Origin of the sequence: Bacillus sp. AFS073361 (assembly GCF_002567005.1) — a bacterium.
In the GTDB taxonomy this organism is placed as follows: Bacteria; Bacillota; Bacilli; order Bacillales; family Cytobacillaceae; genus Neobacillus.
The window spans coordinates 1-23475 of the sequence record NZ_NUZU01000039.1 but is presented as its reverse complement, the minus strand read 5'-3'; the positions used below and the strand labels follow the sequence as shown (position 1 = coordinate 23475).

General features: G+C 38.4%; 18 protein-coding genes and 1 pseudogene. 18 read left to right on the top strand and 1 reads right to left on the bottom strand.

Annotated elements, in window-relative coordinates:
- The first annotated feature begins 3 nt into the window (after positions 1–3).
- The 13 genes from COJ96_RS20545 to COJ96_RS20485 all read left to right on the top strand — a co-directional run bounded on the left by COJ96_RS20545 (position 4) and on the right by COJ96_RS20485 (position 16232).
- Positions 4–1509 carry a 4-hydroxyphenylacetate 3-hydroxylase N-terminal domain-containing protein gene (locus COJ96_RS20545; RefSeq protein WP_098575661.1) on the top strand — a complete coding sequence of 502 codons (1506 nt, stop codon included), beginning with the start codon at positions 4–6 and terminating at the stop codon, positions 1507–1509.
- 56 nt (positions 1510–1565) lie between these two features.
- Positions 1566–2360, top strand: a complete 795-nt coding sequence (locus COJ96_RS20540; protein WP_098575660.1) for a maleate cis-trans isomerase family protein — start codon at positions 1566–1568, stop codon at positions 2358–2360.
- Entirely contained in the window at positions 2353–2841 is a 489-nt protein-coding gene (locus COJ96_RS20535) for a flavin reductase family protein (protein WP_180230200.1), read from the top strand. The genes COJ96_RS20540 and COJ96_RS20535 overlap by 8 nt, the downstream gene beginning before the upstream one ends.
- Before the next feature lie 67 nt (positions 2842–2908).
- A complete protein-coding gene (locus COJ96_RS20530; protein WP_257148576.1) occupies positions 2909–3568 on the top strand; it encodes an isochorismatase family protein in 660 nt (219 codons plus the stop codon).
- Between the two features lie 114 nt (positions 3569–3682).
- On the top strand, positions 3683–4561 hold the full coding sequence (locus COJ96_RS20525; RefSeq protein WP_098575657.1) for an FAD synthetase family protein: 879 nt from the start codon (positions 3683–3685) through the stop codon (positions 4559–4561).
- Between the two features lie 195 nt (positions 4562–4756).
- Complete coding sequence (locus COJ96_RS20520) at positions 4757–6268, top strand: 4-hydroxyphenylacetate 3-hydroxylase N-terminal domain-containing protein (protein WP_098575656.1); 1512 nt, start codon at positions 4757–4759, stop codon at positions 6266–6268.
- Positions 6269–6348: 80 nt separating this feature from the next.
- Positions 6349–7170: an alpha/beta fold hydrolase gene (locus tag COJ96_RS20515; RefSeq protein ID WP_098575655.1), complete on the top strand. Its 822-nt coding sequence runs from the start codon at positions 6349–6351 to the stop codon at positions 7168–7170.
- A gap of 15 nt (positions 7171–7185) precedes the next feature.
- Positions 7186–8226: a 2,5-dihydroxypyridine 5,6-dioxygenase NicX family protein gene (locus tag COJ96_RS20510; RefSeq protein ID WP_098575654.1), complete on the top strand. Its 1041-nt coding sequence runs from the start codon at positions 7186–7188 to the stop codon at positions 8224–8226.
- A 165-nt stretch (positions 8227–8391) separates the two neighbouring features.
- Entirely contained in the window at positions 8392–9840 is a 1449-nt protein-coding gene (locus tag COJ96_RS20505) for a purine-cytosine permease family protein (RefSeq protein WP_098575653.1), read from the top strand.
- Positions 9841–10489: 649 nt separating this feature from the next.
- Positions 10490–11524, top strand: a complete 1035-nt coding sequence (locus COJ96_RS20500) for an autoinducer 2 ABC transporter substrate-binding protein (protein ID WP_098575652.1) — start codon at positions 10490–10492, stop codon at positions 11522–11524.
- On the top strand, positions 11460–13328 hold the full coding sequence (locus COJ96_RS20495; protein WP_098575651.1) for a sensor histidine kinase: 1869 nt from the start codon (positions 11460–11462) through the stop codon (positions 13326–13328). Before COJ96_RS20500 ends, COJ96_RS20495 begins: the two co-directional genes overlap by 65 nt.
- Complete coding sequence (locus tag COJ96_RS20490; protein WP_180230199.1) at positions 13321–14979, top strand: response regulator transcription factor; 1659 nt, start codon at positions 13321–13323, stop codon at positions 14977–14979. The genes COJ96_RS20495 and COJ96_RS20490 overlap by 8 nt, the downstream gene beginning before the upstream one ends.
- A gap of 167 nt (positions 14980–15146) precedes the next feature.
- The gene (locus COJ96_RS20485) at positions 15147–16232 is read left to right on the top strand and encodes a substrate-binding domain-containing protein (protein ID WP_098575649.1); all 1086 of its coding nucleotides are present in this window, start codon (positions 15147–15149) and stop codon (positions 16230–16232) included.
- Between the two features lie 65 nt (positions 16233–16297).
- On the opposite strand, the pseudogene COJ96_RS20480 reads toward COJ96_RS20485, so the two are convergent.
- Positions 16298–17324 (bottom strand): annotated as a pseudogene (locus COJ96_RS20480) (IS3 family transposase); the annotation flags it as partial.
- 590 nt (positions 17325–17914) lie between these two features.
- Here COJ96_RS20480 and COJ96_RS20475 point away from each other — a divergent pair.
- The 5 genes from COJ96_RS20475 to COJ96_RS20455 form a co-directional block, all read left to right on the top strand.
- On the top strand, positions 17915–19435 hold the full coding sequence (locus COJ96_RS20475; RefSeq protein ID WP_098575647.1) for a sugar ABC transporter ATP-binding protein: 1521 nt from the start codon (positions 17915–17917) through the stop codon (positions 19433–19435).
- Positions 19432–20403 carry an ABC transporter permease gene (locus tag COJ96_RS20470; RefSeq protein WP_098575646.1) on the top strand — a complete coding sequence of 324 codons (972 nt, stop codon included), beginning with the start codon at positions 19432–19434 and terminating at the stop codon, positions 20401–20403. Before COJ96_RS20475 ends, COJ96_RS20470 begins: the two co-directional genes overlap by 4 nt.
- A gap of 56 nt (positions 20404–20459) precedes the next feature.
- The gene (locus COJ96_RS20465; RefSeq protein ID WP_180230198.1) at positions 20460–21467 is read left to right on the top strand and encodes an ABC transporter permease; all 1008 of its coding nucleotides are present in this window, start codon (positions 20460–20462) and stop codon (positions 21465–21467) included.
- A gap of 123 nt (positions 21468–21590) precedes the next feature.
- Complete coding sequence (locus COJ96_RS20460; protein WP_098575644.1) at positions 21591–22709, top strand: sugar ABC transporter substrate-binding protein; 1119 nt, start codon at positions 21591–21593, stop codon at positions 22707–22709.
- 68 nt (positions 22710–22777) lie between these two features.
- Positions 22778–23475, top strand: a 698-nt coding sequence (locus COJ96_RS20455) for an aminopeptidase P family N-terminal domain-containing protein (protein ID WP_180230197.1), incomplete at its 3' end; no start/stop codon positions are given.

Here is a 23475-nt window from a genome sequence, read left to right as displayed (position 1 = left end):
CAAATGGAAAATACTCAGGTAGTATCAAAGTTTTTGAAAACGGGTGAAATGTTCAAGGAAAGTCTTCGTGATGGCCGGACAGTATACTATAAGGGTGAAAAAATTCAAGATGTGACCATTCATCCAGCTACTAGCGGCGGTATCAATATTATGGCTAAGATCTTTGATGCTCAGCATAACCCGGAAACTCAGGATAAGCTAACGTATATCAATCAAGAGTCAGGTGAACGAGTCAGTAAAGCTTGGATGATTCCAAGAACGAAGGAAGACCTTAAGAGCCGCCGAGAATTGACTGACTATGTAGCTCGGGAAACCTTTGGTGTGTTTGGCAGACCATTCGATTTAGCTCCTCTTGTTCCAGTGGGTATGGCCGCACATCTTTCGAAATTCCGCAGTAAAAGGCCAGAATATGCTGAAAATGTTCTTCACTATATCGACTATGCTCAGAAAAATAACTTGATGGGTCCAGAAGTACTAGTAGATCCTCAGAATGACCGTTCCAAAGCAGCCGCTGCAGGTGCCCGCCTATTCGATGTTGAATTAGGAAGCCAAATAAAAGGAGGCAGCTCCACACCTGCATTGCTCCGGGTAGTGAAAGAGACTGAAGAGGGGATTTATATTAGCGGTGCAAAGGCAGTAGGTTCGATTTCTTCCCAAGGTAACGAAATGATTCTCTCCAATCTTATGCGTCCAGGGCTGTTACCGGAAGAATCTCTTTGGTTAGCTGTTCCTATCAATGCACCAGGCATCCACATTGTCTGCCGTGAATCGGTCTCTTCAGATCCTATCAGTTCATATGATCACCCGATTAAATCACGCGGAGAAGAAATGGATTCCTTCTTAATTTTTGATAATGTTTTCGTAGAAAAATGGAGAATATTCAATTATGGTGTCCCAGAACTCAATGAATTGTACGGCGGCGTTGTATTAGGAGTACACTGGCACGTGTTATCCCGTCTAGCTGCCAAAGCTGAATTGTATGCCGGTGCTGCACAGCTAATCGTGGATGCACTTGGAACAGGAAAAATTCCAGGAGTTCGTTCTATCGTATCGGAAGTGATTCAATATGCTCAAACGTTAAGAGCCTACGTTTTAGCCTCTGAAGAATTAGCTGAAATGACTGAGGATGGCGTTATGTGGCCGGATGTCAATATGCTTACAGCTGGACGCCTTTATGGTATCACGCATTATCCGCAAATAATCCATCATCTCCAGGAATTATGCGGACAAGGACTGGTCATGAGATTCTCTGAAAAAGATTATGCACATCCTTTTATTGGAGGCAAATTAGAGGAACTACTGGTTGGACGCGATTTAACTTCGAAGCAGAAAAACTTATTGATGAACTTCATTTGGGATATTACTACCGATTCCCACGCAGGCCGCGTTGCTCTATTTGAAAACGTTAATGCTTTGCCGGCACCGCTGCTTCGTGAGCGTTTGTATCATGAATATGATCGAACACCATTTATGAACCATATTCGTAAGTCGATCGGACTTCCTTTGTAAGTGAAGTTTATAAGAATAATAGCTTAATAGGTTTTAACTATTTTGGAGGCGTGTAAATGAAAACAAATTACCGAATAGGATTAGTTGTTCCTAGTTCCAATACAACGATGGAAACGGAAATTCCAGCAATGCTTCGTTGGAGAGAACAAGTTGATCCGAATTTGTCGTTTACTTTTCACTCAAGTAGGATGCGAATGAAACATGTTACAAAAGAAGAATTAAAAGCAATGGATGTAGAAAGTGACCGCTGCGCTGTCGAACTTTCGGATGCTAGATGTGATGTTCTTGCGTATGCATGCCTTGTCGCTATTATGTGTCAGGGGCCCGGTTATCATATGGAATCTGAACAGCGCCTATTTAATGCAACAAAAGAAAATGGAGCAGCTACACCGGTTATTAGCAGTGCTGGTGCTCTGGTAGATGGCATTAAAACATTAGGAGCTCAAAAAGTCGCTATTATTGCCCCTTATATGAAGCCTTTAACGAAACAGGTGATTGACTATATTGAGGCAAGCGGCATACAAGTAACAGATTCGATTAGTCTGGAAATCCCAGATAATTTAGAAGTTGGACGTCAAGACCCTATGCGTTTGCTAGAGATTGTTAAAAAATTAGATATTAGCCAAGCTGATGCGGTTGTCTTATCCGCTTGTGTTCAGATGCCTTCATTAGAAGCAATTCAACTTGTTGAGAATGAAATTGGAAAACCAGTGCTTTCAGCAGCTGTTGCAACCGTATACAACATTCTTAAAACTCTTGATCTGCACCCGTATGTGCCAAATGCAGGTAAGCTGCTATCAGGGGATATCATCTCTAAACTTCCAATTGAGGAGGGGAATTATAATGGATGAAGTAAAAAATAAATTTCGAGAGTCGATGAGCCGGCTTGCTACTGGAGTAACAATTGTCATGACTGAAATCGAGGGCCGGCCTTGGGGCTTAACTGTAAGTGCGTGCTGTTCAATTTCAATGGAGCCACCTTTAATTTTAATAAGCCTAGCTACACAAGCAGCTAGTACACAAGCGATAATTAATAACCAACGTTTCAGTGTCAGCGTGCTTGCTGAGGATCAAATTGACGTAGCAAGATCTGGGGCAAAAGCAGGTGCACCAAAGTTTTTTGAGGAGTTTGCAGAAAGTAAGGGCAGTTTTAATTATGATGTCAAAAATGCTCTAGCCAATGTTCATTGCAGAGTTGAACAAACAGTGACAGCTGGTGATCATACTATTTTTATTGGGTTCGTGGAAGATGTGATATTAGGTGAATCTAAATCACCCTTGCTTCATTTTAATAGACAATTTGGAGAATTTAATACAGCTGTAAGGAACTAATTCAAGTGAATGACTTTCCAAGATTGGTATGTTACCAATCTTGGAGGGTTATGGAGGGAGAGTTGTTGTGGTGCATCATCAAGGTGATGAGGAATTGTATAAAGAAAGAGGTTTTGGAAAATTATTGGGTTTTGGTAAGAAACCAGCTTTGATCGTTGTTGATATGATTGAAGGTTTTACTGATCCTAGTATGCCTATGGGTTCTGAGTTAACCCCGCAAATAAATAAAGTAAATGCACTTTTGGAAATTATCCGTAATAAGGATCTGCCGGTATTCTTTACTACCATTTCTTATGATGATGATACATTTGCTGATTCAGGATTATGGTACCAGAAGATGGAGGGACTAAAGACTTTAAAAGCAGGTACCAGTGCAGTGAATGTTGATCCCAGATTAGATTTTCGTTATGGTGACGGCTTAATTGTTAAGAAATATGCATCAGCATTTTTTGGGACCGATTTAATTGCACGTCTGAATGCACAGAATGTTGATACTGTGATAATTGTAGGTTGTACAACATGTGGATGTGTTCGTGCTACAGCTGTTGATGCGCTGCAATACGGATACAGACCTATCGTTGTGGAGGATGCGGTAGGGGATCGTTCATTAGCATCCCATGAACAAAGTCTTATCGATATGCGCCAGAAATATGCCGATGTATTAACTACCGAGGAAATCATAACAACAATATCTGCTAAATACCCTAGGGGTCATGTACAGCTTTAATAAAAGTAAAACTTTTTCAATCAACGCTTTAGGCCTTAAATGTTTTTGATTAATGAAAAAGAAGGCCAGTTTGGATTCCCTTATAACTAAAACAATGGATAGTGAGGAGGGAAAATCCTGAAATATTATAAAAATCTATTCAACCCGCATTTAGCAGAATTAAAACATGGCTCTTATATAACGATTGGCTCCTTTGATGGCGTACATAAAGGCCATCAGCAATTAATTTCAAGTACTGTATTGGAGGGTAAAAAAAATAACTACCCCACGATTGTCATAACATTTGACCCTCTACCGAAAACCTTTTTTAACAACACTGAATTACCATCGTCTCTTATTACCAGTCCATACACCAGAGCGGAGAGAATAGCTGCTCTTGGAGTCGATATCCTCATTGAATATACTTTTGATCATACCTTTTCAACCATTAGCTCCGATGATTTTGTGGACAGCGTTCTATTGGGTTTAAACCCTAAAAAATTTTTCGTTGGAAAAGACTTTAGGTTTGGCCATAAAGGTTCAGGAACCCCCGAAGTTTTAAAACAAATAGGTGCCAGATTGGGATTTGAGACGGATATTTTCGAATTTACTCATTTGGCTGATGAGCGTATCTCCAGCACTAGAGTGCGCCAGGCGATAAATAATGGTGATCTTAAGCTTGCTTCTGATCTTATGGGGAAACAACACGAATTGTGCGGCAGGATTGTCAAGAGTTTGAATGATGATAAAGGACTATTTGTGCCAGATACGGCCCTCATTCTGCCGCCTGCAGGGGAGTATTGGGTCAATCTGAAAAATTCTACTAACAAATACTTTACTAAAGCAATTATTTTCCCTGCCAATCAATTTATTGAAATGAATTTAGACCAGGCTGTGATTAATTGTATTTTTAAAGATAGGGTTACTGTAGAGTTTCTTCAGTCTGTGTCTACAGCAGTTCCTAAGGAAATTGAATTAGAAATAGCTAACCAGCTTCTTTCTATACTAAGTTAAATTGTTCATTTCATTATACTATATTGCGCGAATTTATTAGAATATTGACACTTTTTGAAACTAATCTTAGACTTTATCTATGATAAATTCGACAAGTTTAGCAACTTGAGGCTAATATAATAAGCTGTTTAAACTTTGTTAACTTCAAAATGTGATAGGTAAGGATTCTCGCAAATATTTTTTAGGGGGAGAAGGATGGAAAATATTTCGGTAGTTTCAAAGTATTTAAAAACAGGCGAGATGTATAAGGAGAGTCTTCGTGATGACAGGACCGTTTATTATAAGGGTGAACTGATTCAGGATGTAACCACTCACCCAGCCACTAGCGGTGGTATAAATATTATGGCTAACATCTTTGATGCCCAGCATAACCCAGAAACACAGGATAAGCTAACGTACATCAGGTCAGACATAGGGGAACGAGTGACCAAAGCCTGGATGATTCCTAGAACAAAAGAAGATTTGAAAAGCCGAAGGGAATTAACGGATTATATTGCTCAGGAAACCTTCGGGGTGTTTGGCCGCCCATTTGATTTGGCGCCTCTCGTGCCTGTGGGAATGGCGGCATATCTTTCAAAGTTCCGCAGCAAAAGGCCTGAATATGCAGATAATGTCCTCCACTATATTGACTATGCCCAAAAAAATAACGTAATCGGTCCTGAGGTATTAGTTGATCCTCAAAATGACCGTTCAAAAGCCGCGGCAGCTGGTGCCCGCCTGTTTGATGTCGAATTGGGGAGCCAAATAAAAGGCGGCGATTCTACTCCTGCTTTACTCCGGGTGGTGAGGGAAACGGAAGAAGGAATCTATATTAGCGGAGCGAAAGCGGTAGGTTCCATTTCGTCCCAAGGAAATGAGATGATCCTCTCTAATCTGATGCGTCCTGGCTTGTTACCTGAAGAGTCATTATGGTTATCAGTACCGATAAATTCACCAGGTATTCATATTGTCTGTCGGGAAACAGTCTCTTGCGATGCGGCAAGTACCTATGATCACCCGGTCAAATCACGAGGAGAAGAAATGGATTCCTTCTTGATTTTTGATAATGTTTTCGTGGAAAAGTGGAGAATTTTTAACTATGGAGTACCAGAACTTAATGAATTATATGGAGGGGTTGTATTAGGAGCGCACTGGCATATTCTCTCTCGTTTGGCTACCAAAGCGGAAATGTATGCCGGAGCTGCCCAGTTGATTGTTGATGCTTTGGGAACAGGGAAGATTCCGGGTGTACGTTCTATCGTATCAGAAGTGATTCAGTATGCTCAAACCTTGAGAGCATATGTATTGGCCTCAGAAGAACTAGCTAAACCAACTGAAGATGACGTGATGTGGCCAGATGTCAATATGCTTACCGCCGGTCGCCTTTATGGAATTACACACTATCCGCGGATTATCCATCATCTTCAGGAATTATGCGGACAGGGATTGGTCATGAGATTCTCTGAAAAAGACTATGATCATCCATTTATTGGCGGGAAACTGGAGGAACTTCTTGTTGGACGGGATTTAACATCCAAGCAGAAAAACTTATTGATGAACTTTATTTGGGATATTACCACAGATTCTCATGCCGGTCGTGTTGGTCTTTTTGAAAACGTCAATGCACTCCCAGCTCCATTGCTTCGTGAGCGTCTATACCATGAATACGACCGAACACCTTTTATGAACCAAATACGTAAATCTATTGGTCTTCCAAAAGAAGTGTAATCACTAGTTAAAAATGGAAGTCGCTTAATAGAAGAATAGAGCTTTAATTTAGGTTCGTTCGCCTGAGAGGAGATATAAATATGAAGCAAAATCATTCTTTTGGGGACCTTTTTGTAAACGGTCTAAATGCAAAAATTCACCTCATTACTAAAGGAGATAAGGCTGGTACCCCCGTCATTTTTTTGCCGGGAATTACTAGTTACAGCCTTTCATTTGCAAAAGTCCTAAATTTAATGCCTGAAAACTATTATTCCTTATCAATGGATGCCAGGGGAAGAGGGCAGTCCGATCGTCCTAAGGAAGGCTATCTATTAAAAAATTATACAGAGGACCTACTGAATATTGTTAACGCTTTAACAGATAATCCCATTGGTCCAGTATTGGTTGGCCACTCGATGGGAGCCCGAATTGCGGCTGCATTTGGCAGCCAATATCCGTCTCTCATTTCCGGAATCGTATTAATCGATCCTCCTATTAACGGACCAGGACAAAGAGAGATCTATCCTAATCCATTGTCGATGTTTTTAAAACAAAAGGAGGCTGTTGATCAAGGGGATATGGAATTATTCCGAAGCTTCTTTCCTTTATTTACAGATGAACAAATAGCTGAAAGAGCGGAAGAATATCGAAATAATAGTTTGCCAGCGATTATTGAATCCTACCAATCTCTGTTATTGGAGCCTTTTCAAGTATATATTAAAATGCTTTCAGTCCCTGCATTCCTATTAGCGGCAGAACATGGAGATACCATTCGTGAAAACGAACTTCAAGTTTTGAAAACGATCAACCCTTCGATGCAGGTTGAAAGGGTTAAAGGAGTAAGCCACATGGTGTATAAAGATGCACCAGAACAAACAGTTGATTATATTGTTTCATTTATAGAAGGAATTACAAAAAAATAAACGAGGTGTTAATAAATGACTGTTGAATTTCAAGAAATGGTTTCTCTGTTTAAAAAACAACTTGAATTGTGTAAATTAAAGCAGTCTGAAACGATGGCGGTATTAACCTCGGGCGAGATTAGAGCAGATTATGCGAAAGCGTTCCTGACCGCAGCTTCCGAGATCGGGGCGAACGCCTTTGAATTGAAACTGCCGCCAGCTAAACAAGGAGCTTCTGGTTCGTTTGGCATTACACCGTTAACCAATAACCGAGTTGCAGTTGAATGCTTGAAGAAAGCCGACCTTGTTATTGACTTAGTTCTCCTCCTTTTTTCTAAAGAACAATTGGAACTGCAGGATGCAGGAGTAAGAATTCTGTTGGTGGTCGAACCTTTCGATGTAATTAAAAGAATGTTTCCAAAGGAAAGCGACAAAGAAAGAGTGTTATATGCAACCCAATTATTAAGGAATGCAAAAGAATTAAGATTCACCAATAAGGCAGGCAGCGATGTTACCTATCAGCTAGGTCAATATCCAATCCTTACGGAATACGGTTTTGCTGATGAACCAGGCAGATGGGACCACTTGCCAAGTTGTTTTTCTGCTGCCACATCAAATGATGGCGGAGTGGACGGGGTAGTAGTTTTGGATAAAGGCGACATATTTTTCCCGTTTAACCGATATTTTCAAGACCAAGTAAAGTTAACGATAAAAGGTGGATTTGTTACGGGCATTGAGGGCGGTTTTGACGCCATGCTGATGAGGGATTATATCGAAAGTTTTAATGACCCGCGAGCTTACGCGATATCCCACATTGGCTGGGGACTTAACGAAAGGGCACAATGGCATAGTCTCGCTTTCGATGATCAAGTGTTTGGCATGGATGGGCGTGCCTTTTATGGAAATGTCTTATTCTCCTTGGGGCCAAACTCTGAGTTAGGGGGGAACAACGATACCCCATGCCATCTTGATTTACCAATGAAAAATTGTACGTTATATCTAGACGGTAAATTAATTGTAAAAGATGGAGACATTGTGATCGATGAAATGAAAGCTGCTAAACCACAGCTAGCTTGATTGACTAAACTAATTATTCCCTTGTGGTAAAAGGATGCTTTTGTATCACTGAATATGGAAAAAACTGAATAAAGATGGAATCACTCTACTGCGATTTAATACAACTTCTTTGCGAGAGATGGTACTTTTTAAAGAAATTATGACCATTAAACGGAGGTATGTATTTTGAGCAACCAAACGGTTAAGATGAAAGAACATTCTTCAATTGAAATACGCGGTGTTGATATGATTCCGGAGAATGAGCGGAATTCAAAGGCATCCAATGTGTTCTACGTCCTATGTGGTTCGCAGTTTGCTTTTGGCATTATGGCAATCGGTTCATTACCGATTGTGTTCGGACTTGGCTGGTGGGCAGCATTTTGGGCAATGACGGTGGGGCTTGCGATTGGCTCGATTGCAATCGGACCAATTTCCATTTTGTCACAGAGAACAGGTACGAATGGGGCACTAGCAAGTGGAGCTCATTTTGGGGTAAAGGGACGTATTATTGGTTCGTTTCTTAATATTGTAATAGCGATTGGTTTCTATGCTCTTATGGTTTGGACAGGGGCTCAAGCCTTCGCCGCGGGAGGTCACCGGTTGTTTGGCTGGTCAGAAGGAACCGGTACATTATTGATAGGGTGTATCATCGTCAGTGTCATAACCGCTATTGTAGCAATAATGGGTCATAAAGTAGTAGTTTTGTTTGAAAAAATAGGAACCTACCTTGTAGGAAGTATTGTCATTCTATCTGTGTTTATATTTGCTTCAAAGTTCAACGTTAGTTATGAAGGTGGTCATTATGTATTAGGTGGTTTTTGGCCGACTTGGGCACTCGCCATGCTGGTAATCGCTTCGGTTCCTATTTCGTATGCTCCATTTGTTGGGGATTATAGCCGATATATTCCCAATAGTCATAGTTCGACGAAATTGGCAGGGGCCACATCCCTTGGAATGTTTGTCGGGTGTTGGTTAGCAATGGTACCTGCATCATTCATGATGTCAACGGTGAAGGATTTATCTACCCCATTCGTAACAGGAATTATTGGGGGGGCTCCATCATGGTGGATCGCTCCAATTACAATTGCAGGGATATTTGGTGCTCTGCCGAACGGTGGGTTGTGTTTATACAGTGCCGGACTTTCTCTCGAATCCCTCGGATGGACGCTCAAACGGGTAACAACCACCATAATTATGGCAATTGTCGGTTTTCTCTTGGTATTTATCGGAGTTCAAGATGTGTCCAATATGATACACCTAATCGACGGGTTTGTTATTATCATTATCGTAGGTGTTTCACCTTGGTTAGCGATCAATCTTGTCGGACATTACTTGGTAAAAGGGCGGTATAAACCATTAGATTTACACAATAGTTCTTCGTCAAGCAGCTATTGGTACTCTAGCGGATTTAATATACCTGCTATTATTTCATGGACGATTGGATTGATTGTTGGATTGTTGTTTACAAGTACCAGCATTTTCACCGGTCCATTCGTATCTGTCGTCGGCGGCATTGATTTAAGTTTTACTTCATCTGCGCTTGTTGGGGCGATTGTATACTACGCTTTAACGAATTTGTTTCCATATCGTTCAATAGAAGTATCTAGTGAAGTTGCTGAGAATATAGTTCCTTAAAACTTAGGGAAGTCATTAATTTTATGCTGGTAGACAAACGAACTTCTTTTTAAAAGGAGTTCGTTTTTATGATTCTGTTTTTTATGGGAACTTATCAAGGGGGTAAGCGAATGGGAAAAACATTACATCCGGGGTCGCAAAAAATTTCAAAAGTCCCTGCACCAAAACACTGGGTTAGTCCAATTCCATAGGTTATCGCTGCGGGGGGGGGGGGGAAGCGGCGATTGGTGTTCACGAAGCACCCCTTATTTTCAAAACTTGGTTAATATCTTCCCTGAACTATTAAGTGAACCAATCCAGGTACAAATTTTCGATGCAAGCGAAATAAAAGGTTAATTGAGGGGACATCCGCCCTATATCTATTCAAAACGCAGCTAAGTGCGTAACAAAGCTAGAGCGATAGCCATTGCTATCTCTTATTTTTATACTAAAACATACTTTTTTTGTTCCAATGAATGAATTGATTGTTCGAATGAAAAAAATAAGCAGTTGAATGGAAGAAAATTATGTCTGAAATCGATTAGACGACCATTATGTAATCGAATACAATTTTTATAGAAAATTATCAGAAATTATTTAAAATTGGAATAGTTTTACCTTATCGAAAGTAGCTTTATGATTAATGTAATCACTTTTTTGGAGGGAACCTATGCGATTAGTCTACTTTTTACTTGTTTTTATATTAATGGTAAGTGGTTGTGAAACGGATCATTCTTCCAAGGAAGTGATCTATATTGAAAAAGACAAAGAAACAAAAGATAAACAAATAGAAAATCCTATTAAACGTCACACAATTGCATTAGTCCCAAGATTTATAGGTGATTCATCCTATTATGATGCAGCTGAAAAAGGAGCTAAGGAAGCAGCTGAACATTTAGGCATTAACTTAATATTTACAGGTGTGAAAGTAGATGATGTAAGTAAACAGTCAGAAGTAATTGAACAATTGATAGATAAAAAAGTTGATGTCATTGCCGTTTCTGCGACCGATCCATTTAAGTTGTTACCTGTACTAAACAAGGCTCGTAAAAAAGGAATTAAGGTTATAACCTGGGATTCTGATACAGATTCAACAGGAAGGGATTTTTATGTCAATGTCGTAAGGCCCGACACCTTAGGAACTACTTTAATGAATAACTTGGCAGCACGTTTAAATGAAAAAGGGGAATATGCGATAATTACAAACAGCTATTCCTCTTCTAATACAACAAAATGGATCAAATGGATGAAAATCCAACAAGAAAAATACTATTCAAAATTAAAGTTAGATAGCATTATGGTCAATGACAATAGTTATGATATTTCTTATCAAAATACTAAATTACTTTTGGAAAAATATCCGAATTTATCTGCAATCGTAAGTGTAAGTCCATTAGCTACTCCTGCTATTACCAAGGCTGTTATGGAAGCAAATAGAATGGATGTCGAAGTTTTGGGGCTCTCGTTACCTAATGACATGAGGAAATATATTATGGCAGGAGATATAGAGGATATTATTCTCTGGAGTCCCAAAAAGCTTGGGTACCTAACAGTTGCATTAGCGGAGAACTTACTAAATGGCCAATTTCCTACTGATAAACAAGAAATCCCTAATATAGGAAGCATAAGGGTGGAAGATAATGAAATTATTATGGGAGAACCTATTCTTTTTACGAAGGAAAACATTAACCAATATGATTTTTAAAATGTTACGTTCTCGTTGGTGGAGTCCAAAAAATTATCAACTTAGAAAAAGGCTCATTATAACGTATATTTTATTAACATTAATACCGATAACAGTGCTTGTTTACTTTTCTTATAATCAATATACCAAATTAATTGAAGAGCAAGTGGGGGAAAATGTTCCGAAGATTTTAGATCAGATGAATAAAAATATTGATAATCAAATGTCCGAATTAGAAAATTTACCCGAACTTCTGTATAACTCAAACGATGTTATATCAGTATTGAGAAAAGATACATATATTAATCAATCGGCCTTACAAATAGATTACTACAAAGTTAACAGTTATCTGACCAATACCTATTTAACAGATATAAGTCCTGTTTTAGGTGTGTTTTTATGGTCAAATGATCGTTTCTTTTCAAGTACGTTACTCCCTTATTCTTCTGGATTTAAAAAAATACCATCTTTTAAAGGAAACGAATCGATTGTTTTACAGGATGAAGTAGACCTTCGTTTTAAGAGCAAGCCATCATTTTTTCTCATGACCAAAAAGATTAAAGATTATGAAAATCGGAAGGATATCGGAACGTTAGCCATTGCTGTTAATTTATCTTTTATTGAGAATACTCTAAAGGATATTAATAAGAAAAATGAAGCGCAATTGTTGTTGATGAGTAAGAAGGGAAAGATCATCTATCATTCGGACCCTACACATATTGGAATGGTCGAAGACATTTCCAATTATCCTACCTTAAAAGGAAGTTTTAGTACCAATTCCAACGGTGAAAAGCAACTTATTAGTGTAAGTAAATCAGAGAAAATGGATTGGGTAATCGTTTATAAAATTCCAATGAAATATATAACTCAAAAGGCAGATGTCATTAAAAGTGTAACGCTTGTGTTTTTTGTGATTATTAGCTTGGGAACTGTTATCATTTCTGCCTTTACGGCATGGGGAGTAAGTCGTCCCATTTATAAGCTTAGTAGATTAATGAAAGATGTCGAAAAGGGAAATTTTAATGTCGATCTTAAAGTAGACTCAAAAGATGAAATCGGAATATTAGCTCAAAGCTTTAATTCCATGATATCCAAAATTCGAGAGCTGATTAAACAAAATTTTCATATTGAAATACGTCAAAAACAAGCGGAATTATATGCACTTCAATCACAAATTAATCCACATTTTATGTACAATACGTTGGAAACCATAAGTATGACAATCGATGATGATACCGTTAGTGAAATGGTCACTTTACTAGGCAGGATGCTGCGATTTTCCTTAGGAAATAAGAATCGTATCGTTCCTTTTCAAAAGGAAGTGGAACATATTGAGAATTATTTAACAATCCAAAAGTTCCGTTTCGAGGATCGACTGAACTTTAGTATCAAATCGGATATTAATTTACATCAATTATACTCCCCAAAGTTCATATTACAGCCTATTATAGAAAACTGTATTAAGCATGGCCTCGAAGCTAGGAGAGGGACGCTTACCATTAGGGTGATTATAAGAACCATTCCTGGTGCACTTCAAGGAACGGAGGATGTCATCATAAGGATTGAAGATGACGGGACTGGAATAGATGAAAAAACACAGCAAGAGATCCATAGTCTATTAAAATCGGACCCTATTGGCAGACGTGATTCAGGTTTTGGGATGATTAACGTGCATGCTAGAATCATGATGTTGTTTGGGGAAGAATATGGACTTACCGTTGAGAGTGGTAATGGAACTAATATTATCATTCGTTTTCCAGTTATAGAAGGGGCTGAAGCAGTTATAAAATACGAAAGAAGAGAGGATGATTACTTCCATGAATAAAATAAAAACAATTATTGTAGATGACGAAGCAAAAATTCGTAATGGTTTGGAACGATTACTACAAAGGGACGGAGACCAATGGGATATTGTTGGGATATTTTCCGATGGTATTGAAGTTATTGAATTTTTAAAGGGAAATCGAATGGAATTTGATTTGTTGATTACAGATGTAAAAATGCCAGAAAAGGATGGTCTCACACTAATAAATGATATCAAAAATATGAACAGGGATAATAATTTTTTATCTATTATTGTAAGCGGTTACGATGATTTTCAGTTTGTGCAATCTGCTATACGAGAGGGAGCGCTTGATTATATTTTAAAACCGATTGACCGCAAACAATTTTTTGAAGTGCTTCAAAAAGTAAAAAAACGTATTGATGAGAAGAGAACAACTAATCATAAATTGAAAGAATTAATAAAGCAATCCGAAATGCTGACCTTAACAAAACAGACGCAGCTTTTAAGTGAATCCATATCATCTGAAACAGAAGACATTGCCACTATGTATTGGATAAAGGATTTCCCCAATGGGTTATATCAGGCTTTTTTTATTAGTGTTGATGAGTTTCCCTCTAAATCAAATGAATACTCTAAGGAAGACTGGGGAGCTTTTGCCTTTGCGACTGAAAATATTATAGATGAAGTAGTAAAGGAATATAAAAATTCACAACATAAACAGTTGGGATGGTGGTGGAGAGAGGGAGGATTACATTTTTGGGTGCTGCTTTACAGTTCTAGTAAAGAGTATACTGATTTTATTGTAGCAGGAGATACTTTTTCTAGAAAACTGAAATTATGCCTAAATAATTATACTCCTTTTAGCTTTTCAATTGCTCAAAGTAGTCTCTTCGAAGATTTATTTGTACTGCCAGAAATGAAAAGACAACTACACTCTTTAATTCGGATGAGAATGATTTATGGTGGGAACCAAGTTTATTCCTTTCGCTTACTTCACAAATTGAAAGGCACTGATGATCATCATTTGGTTGCCGCTAATAACATGAAGGAATTCGCAAGTAAACTTACAACAATGCTTGGACGGTCAGACACACATAAAATAGATAAGGAAATAAGCGAGTTATTTAATAAAATTAAAAAGTTACGTTCCCCGATTGTAATCCAACATGCAATAGAGTACTTGATCATTTTTATGTTCAAAGTAAATATGGAAGAAACTGAAGCGGGATTAAGCCTAAAAGATTTTGATGAAATATTACAAGCTATAAAAACTGAGTCTAATATGAATAAACTAGAAAAATTAGTAAAACAAACTTTTATCAACATTCATCAAAAACAACTTGATTATAACCAAGATCCTGCACTTACTCCAATCATGAAGGCGAAAAAATGGATAAACGAGAATCTTAGTAAAAAGATTACCCTTCAAGACATATCTGATTATATTTATATGAATCCCACTTATTTTTGTCAGTATTTTAAGAAGCAAACTGGCAAAACCGTATTTGATTACATTACAGATCTTCGTTTGGAAACAGCTAAGGAATTGCTTTTCGAACAAGACTTAAAAGTTATTGATATCGCCCAGTTAGTAGGGTATCAAGATCCTAAACACTTTAGCCGCTTATTTAAGCAAAGGTGGGGAAGTCTGCCTTCGGAATTTAAGAAGAAATATAAAGCTATCCATTAAAACGTAAATTCCTTTAGTTATTCTTAATTTACTTTAAATTACTCACCGCCTCAAGGTTGCAGTATTCGGATAAGGGGGACAATCCTCATATTATCAGTTGTTGAGCACCATTTTCCAAATTAATAATTATAAATAGCTTTGGAATAAACAAAAGGGAGAAAAGAGTAGTGAAATCATTAAGAGGCTATACGTTTTTAATTTTAGTAATTGCTTTATTATTCGTATCGACTTGTGAGAGAAATGTAAAGAGAAAAGATTCTCCAGTATATAACGAGACAGAAACGAAAGTGAAATATAATCATTCCCCAAAAAAGAGCGAAGAACCCATAGACTTTGGCATGTTTTGTGGAGACATATGTCAGGAATCATTGACATTACAGGCACCTGGGGAATCTATTAATGGTAAAGTAGGGCTCATTGTTTCTGGTTTCTTTCCATATGGATTAGGGACGAGAATAATGGCTGCAGAAACAGTAAGAAAGTATTTTCCTAAAATGGAATTAGTCATTGGAAACGGAGATAGTAACCCTGTTATCCAATCCTCCATTGTAGATGATTTCATTTCCAAAAAAGTAGATGTCATTGTAATTGATTTAGTAGAAAAAGATGCCGTAAATCCAGCGCTAGAGCGGGCTAGAGCTGCTGGAATACCGATTATTACAATCGATCGATGGACTCCTGTTGATGTATTATCACTCATAAAGGCTGATGATGTTGAAGTTGGCAGAAAAGCCGGGCAGCATATTGTCAATTTGTTAAAAGGGCAAGGCAATGTAATTGAATTGAAAGGTACTGCTTTTTCTACTACAACTATTGATAGGCACAAAGGGATTTTAGAAGCTTTTAAAGGTTATAACGATATTCAAATTATAGATAGTATACACGCTGATTTCTCCACAGATAAAGCCGAACAAATGATGGAGGGCATTTTACAGCGGACTCCTAAAGGACAAATAGATGCCGTCGTTTCGCATGCTGACGTAATGACTATGGGTGCGATAAAGGCAATTAAGGCTGCTGGTAGAGAAAATGAAATAATAGTAGTCAGTGTTGACGGACAAAAAAAAGCATTAGAAGCAATTGAATCTGGTGAAATTGATGCAACCGTTGCGTATCCAATCGTAATGCCAATGGGAATCTTTGCGGCCGCAAAAACTTTAGCGGGGGAAAAAATCCCTGATTATATCGAATTAGATGCACCTTTAATAACGATAGAAAATGTTGCCTTTTATAAAGGTAAAACTGGCTACTAATATTAGCATTAGGAACTTATCATTTATTATAAACTTATTATAAAGGGTGGTATGTCAACACTAAACTAGACAACTTTTTTAAGGTGCTCCTTTTTATACTCAATAGGACTTAAATAACCTAGAGTTCCGTGAATTCTAATATGATTAAACCAATGCACATAATCATCCAATTCTAGCTTCAACTGTTCTAAACTTTCAAAATACTGCCATTTTACAAACTCCGTTTTTATTATTTTAAAAGTTGCTTCGGCAACTGCGTTATCATATGGACAGCCTTTCATGCTTAATGACTGTTTGATTTCGAACGTGCCCAGAGCCTCATCAATTGTTTTATTTTTAAATTCATTACCTCGATCTGTATGGAATAGTTGTATCTGCGTTAAATCGGCTTTAATTGTTGATAACGTTTGATAAACAAGTTCTGCATCTTTATGAATACCTGCACTATGACCGATAATTTCACGATTGTAAAGATCGACAAATAAACATATGTAATGCCATCGATTTTCGACTCTTACGTATGTTAAACCACTTACTACAACAACAGATAATTGCTTCTGTTGATCGAATTTCCTATTCAACTCATTTTTAACTTCGGATTCATTGCATTTATCAACATGAGGCTTAAACTTGGCAACTGTATATCTTGATAATAGCCCATTTTCATTCATGATTCTGCCAATACGTCGTCTGGATGCCATAATACCAAGTTTTTTCAACTCGTGTTTAATTTTACGTGTACCATAGTTCTGACGGATTTTAAGAAAGATTTATATAATGGCAGCCGTAAGTACATCCTCTGAGTTGGATTGCTGTTTTGCTTCATAATAGTAGGTGCTTCTTGGGAGTTGTAGGACGTCGCACATGCTGATATCGAGTATTTGTGTCGATTGTTATTGATCACATTTACTTTCGTCCTAGTATCAGCGCAGCTTGCTTTAAAATATCATTCTCTATCAATAAACGCTGGTTTTCTTTACGAAGTTGAATCAATTCATTTTCTTCTGGGGTTCTGTTGTCTTTTTCTTTAAATGAACCCGATATTTGACTTTGTTTATCTTTTATTCTCTCCTTAACTGAATAAGATGTAGTAGACTACCAAAATAGTGGGATAATGCCGAAATTTGACATGAAGCCTCTGCGGGCATGCTTTTCCCGCCCAGAAAGCCAGCTAATAAAAATACCTGGCTCCGCCCAACAAGGCTAGCATACCCGCCTCTCCACATAAAGTTTCTAGACGGTTCCTCTTGAGATTAATAGCAGTATGTCCAGATTTAATCCGAAATCTACTTGCCCTTATCTTTTTTGTCCAGTTAAGTGTAGCCGATTCAGGGATCCCTCATATTAGGTGAGGGATTCCTTTTTTGTATTTATGGTAACTTAGTAGTTTATATTCATTTATATTTTTCACCCTTATAACTTAACAGAATATTACCCCCCTAACCTAAATATCGTCACCTTGTTAGGGCTTTCATTATGGGATATATTTTAAACAAGCAAATATTAATAACACAAAAATAAACAAGAAATGGGATAAACAAAAAAATCATCTTGTTTGTTTTTAGAAAGAAGGGGATTACTTAAAAGAAATATTGAACAATGAAAAAATAGTGCTTTTAAGATTAATATTGCACCCTGGTTTTTAGAGGTAAATCTATTATTAGATAGGAGTGAGAATACAGATGGTAGTGAAAGACGATCAAGTGCTAATTTCTTTAACTGGAATCACTAAAGAATTTCCAGGCGTTAAGGCCCTCGATGGAGTTTCTCTAGATGTACGCAAAGGAGAAGTGCTTGCTTTAGTTGGAGAAAATGGTGCTGGTAAATCCACTCTCATTAAGATTCTTTCTGGGTTATACCAAAAGACAAGCGGAGAGATTCGAGTAAAGGGAAAAGTCGTTGAAATAAAAGACATAAAACATGCTCAGGAACTTGGAATCAGCACTATCTTTCAGGAGCCAACTCTCGCACCTGATTTAACTGCAGTTCAGAATCTATACCTTGGTAAGGAAATCGTTAAGGGAGCTGGAGTTAAATCAATGGATGAAAAAGCCATGTATGAGGAAACTGAAAAGCTATACCGAAAATTCTTTCCAACGGTAGAGGATCTTCATAAGCCAGTTAGAGAACTTGGTGCTTTGAAAAACCGGGTAATCGAAATTGTTAAAGCGATTTCAGTTCAGGCTTCAGTGGTCATTATGGATGAGCCAACCGCTCAACTTGCTGATCATGAAAGGGAAGTATTATTTGACTTCATTCGAAATTTGAAAGAACAGGGTGTTTCAGTCATATACGTCTCCCACCACTTGCGTGAGTTGTTCCTGCTTGCTGATCGCATGACCATCATGCGTGATGGAAAAAATGTTGCCACCGTGAACAAGAGCGATACAAATATTGATGAAATCGTTGCGATGATGGTTGGCCGAGAGGTAGACAATTATATTGTTAAAAAGAAAGTGCCATTCGGTGAGGAAGTATTGCGCGTTACCGATTTATATCGGGAAGGTATACTGAAAGATATTACCTTCAATCTCCGCAAAGGAGAAATTGTCGGGATCGCTGGACTTGCCGGTTCAGGCAGGACGGAGACAGTAAGGGCTGTTGTAGGTGCAGATCCAATCAATTCAGGGAAAGTGGAAGTGGAAGGAACGTCTTACAGAATACGTTCTCCAAAGGATGCCATAAAAGCTGGTATTGGTCTTCTTCCTGAAAATCGAAAAACACACGGTGCGTTAATTGACCTTTCGGTGAAGCATAACATTACAATGGCATCTATGGAACGAGTTTTAGCCAATAAGTTTGTGCTTAAGAAAAAGAAAGAATCAGAAATTGCCAAAGATTATATTCAGCGTCTGCGGATAAAAACGCCTACAGATACACAAAAGGTAAAGTTTTTGAGTGGTGGGAACCAGCAGAAAGTCATTCTGGCAAAATGGCTCTTCACACAACCAAAGGTGTTAATCTTTGATGAACCAACCCAAGGTATTGATGTTGGGGCAAAAGTGGAAGTTTACAACCTCATATCGGAATTTGTTGAAAATGGAGGAGGGGTTCTCCTGGTTTCTTCCGAACTACCAGAGCTGATGGGGCTGTGTGATCGCATCTATGTCATGCACAAAGGCCAATTTGTTAAAGAGTTTTCACGTGAGGAAGCTACAGAAGAGAATATTATGATGTACGCTTCGGGAGGTCATACAGGATGAGTACTAAAGATTTGGTTATATCAAAGAAACCGCTATCATTTTTTAAACTCGAAGGTATCGGAGTATTATTAATTCTTTTACTAATGTTTATCTTTTTATCTATTACATCCCCGACCTTCCTTACAGCTGAGAATATTTCAAATCTACTTTTGCAATCTGTATTTGTCATGATTGTTGCTTTTGGAACTATGTTTGTTCTATCGATGGGAGGCATCGATCTCTCGGTGGGATCCGTTCTGGGTCTTTGCGGAGGGATTACGGGATGGTTGATGATGCACGGTACAAACGCGTTTATCGCTATTTTGGCCGGATTAATCATGGGTGCATTAATCGGTGCATTTAACGGTTTTATCATCACGAGACTTCGCATATCACCGTTTTTGGCCACCTTCGCTATGCTCTATATAGCTCGCGGACTATTATTTCTGTTAACGTCTGATGAGCCAATTAGAAATTTGACCTCACCTGGATTTAAGTTTCTGGCCCAGGGAAGTTTTGCAGGAATACCGATGGCTGTTTTGATAACGGTTATAGTTTTTATTATCTGTCATTTTGTTTTTCATTCAACCGCCTTTGGACGAAAAGTTATCGCTACCGGATCTAACAGAGAAGCATCACATCTTTCGGGGATCCATACTGAAAGTATCAAAATTCGCGTATACGCGCTATCAGGCTTACTTGCTGCGGTTGCTGGTATTTTGTTAACTTCACGTCTTACTTCTGTACAGCCGCTAATGGGTACTTCTTATGAATTGGATGCCATCGCTGCTGCAGTAATTGGTGGAACCAGTATGTTTGGAGGGAAAGGGAATGTAGTTGGTGTCGCCGGAGGTGCCATTATCCTTGCCCTTGTATCCAATGGATTGGATCTTTTAGCCGTAAATCAGTTCTATCGTTTGATCATCACAGGCTTGATTATCGTCACAGCAGTAGGGGCAGAACGCTTTACATCGGCGAAAACACATTAATATTAATCCGAGTTAACCAATAAATAAAGTAGCACTTAATGAAGGAGGGTACGAAATTGGCAAATAATGGTCAAGAACCAATTATCCATTCTCAGCCAGGCATATCTCCAATTTCTCATAGGAAATTGGGAATGGATCGACAAATCATCGGGCTTATTGCTTTCTTAGCGATCATCATTATCGTCATGTCATTTGCCTCTGACCGATTTTTAAGCTATATCAATCTAACGAATGTACTTCAGCAATCCGCATTCGTCATGATATTGGCTTTTGGTATGACATATGTTCTATCTACAGGTGGTATTGATTTATCAGTTGGATCGATCGTCGGGATTTCTGGCGGTATGACAGCGTGTTTACTTTTTAATGACGTAAACATCGTTTTTGCAATAATAGGCGGTTTATTGCTCGGTCTAATTATTGGCATCGTGAACGGACTCGTCATAACCAAATTAAGCGTTTCGCCATTTATTGCGACACTATCCATGATGGTTATTGTCAGAGGTATTCTTTATGTTTGGACTGAGGCGATACCATTCAGAAATTATATGAAAAGTGGTTTCGAATTTCTGGGACAAGGGCGAATCTTGAATGTGCAGTTTCCTATCATACTTGCATTAATCCTATTCATTGCTCTTCTATTTGTCTATCGGAAGATGCGGTTTGGTCGTCACGTGCTTGCGCTTGGAAGTAGTGAGGAAGCGGTAAGGGTATCTGGTATTAAAGTAGATTTATTACGGATTAAGGTTTATGCCTTATCTGGATTAATCGCTGCCATTGTAGGTATTATCCTTGCTTCCCGTCTGGCCACTGTTCACCCGGAAATGGGAAAGAACTACGAGTTAACAGCCATTGCTGCTGCAATCATCGGAGGTACAAGTTTGACAGGCGGTAAAGGAAGTCTAATTGGAACGGTATTCGGGGCTATTATTTTATCTCTAATCAATAATTCTTTGAATCTATTAAATGTAGATCCATATTGGGAAACGATGGTTATTGGTGCCATTATTCTTGTAGCTGTAACAATTAATACATTGGGTGGAAAAGGAGAAAAAAGTTCTTAAACCTAAAGGAAATTATAAAAATGCTTGATTTAAAGGAGGTGAATAGTGTCTATTCTTAGTCATGAAATTATAGTGAATACTTGACAAATAATGCTTTAGAAAATTTAGGGGAGGTTCAAGCACATGTCATTTAGAAAAATGTCAATGAAACTTTTAATCATCTTCGTCCTCATTGCATCTCTGATTATGTCAGGTTGTAAAAGTAAAAATGAGACCGCTTCCTCATCGGGTACAGCTTCTAGCGGTACCGCTTATCAATGGGGCGATGGGAATTTTGAGAAGTTTGTGAGGGAACAAGCAAAAGGAAAAACACTCAAAATTGGATTTACACCTCCAGCAGCTTCAGAATTTTACGATATTATACAGCATGGGGCTAACACCATGATGAATGAATTAAGTGATCGATTCGGTGTGAAAATTGAATTTGAGATGTCAGCACCAAGTGAGCATCAATCCGTGGAATCTCAAGTTGCAACCATTGAAAACTGGACTTCTAAAGGGTTTGATGCGATTTTAGTTAGTTCTTCTGGTGATTTTGACTCCATGAATGCTGTCTATGAGAAAGCAATGAAACAGGGAACATCCATCTTTATGTTCAATATGCCAGCAGAGATGTGGGATGAAAAAGATTTAAAAGCGACATCGGTAATCAGCTATAACAATCATTATCAGGCTGGATACCTAGTAGGGCAGTATGCAGCAAAAAAACTTAAAGGAAAAGGAAAAATTCTACTGGTTTGGGGATTGCCAGGGCATTGGTCCACCTCACGTAAAGCTGGTTTTCTCGAGGCTATAAAGAAATATCCTGATATGAAAGTTGTGGGAGAACAGCGTGGTGATTATGTTCGCGACAAAGGAATGCAGGCTGCAGAGAATTTGATCCAAGCACATCCTAATGTGGATTTGATTTATGGAGAAAATGAGGAAATGGCTCTTGGAGCCGTACAAGCAGTGGAAGCACGCGGCTTGAAATTCTGGGATGGTAAAAAGGGTATTATGGTTATCGGAGCTGACGGTCTTCAATCAGGTTTTGATTCTATCCGTGAAGGAAAGTTGACAGCTACAGTTAATGTTGGTCCTGTTGACATGGGACGTGAGTTTATTAAATCGGTTTTCATGACTAAAATATTAGGATATAGCATCGATAAAATTCAGAATGTTCCGACTGTTGTTGTTGACAAAACAAATGTAGATGCCGTTGAAGCCTACACAGCGTGGGCACTTAAATCAGAATTTAAATAAAACAGGGTCTCTTAATAACGAAAGAATCACTGAATAATTAAAAAAATATTGAGAGGGGAATAAACAAAATGATTTCAGAAAAAGCGTTAAAATGGTTGCCTGATAGATTTGAAGAATTAATCCGTTATGGAGAGTTCCAGGGACCAGGTGAAACGATCACGAATGAAGAATACAAAGCCCGAGTTGAAATTGCAAAACAAAAAATTGTGGATGAAGGTCTAGATGCTTTAATCGTATTCGGGGATTGTTACCGCATGTCCAATATCCGCTGGCTGGTAAATTATCGAACAATCGATGGGGTTTATCCGCAGCCGATGTTAATGTACTTGGTGCCTGACCGTGATCCTGTTTTCTTCCTTCCAAGCAGCGAAATTCCTTCTGCACATGGTAGTTCAGCCATGAGTGTTATGGGAGGCGATATCCGGGAAATTCGTTCTGAATGGGCTCCATTCCTAAAAGAACGTGCGGCGAAAGACAAACCAAAGAAAATTGGTATTAGTGGCTATACGTATATGGATTTAGAATTCTGGTTCCCAATAAATAATGCATTCGGTGATGCAGATGTTCAGCGTTCTACAATTATTGAGCAATTAAAGTCAGTGAAAAATGAAGCAGAAATTGCATCCATGAAGCGGGCGGCACGTGTAAGTAATGCCGGTATTCAAATGTTGATGGATCTATTACGAGACAGCGAAGGCATCACGGAATTGGAAGAAACATCATTGGTTTACGCCGCTATGTTTGCAAATGGCGGACACGGGATTGC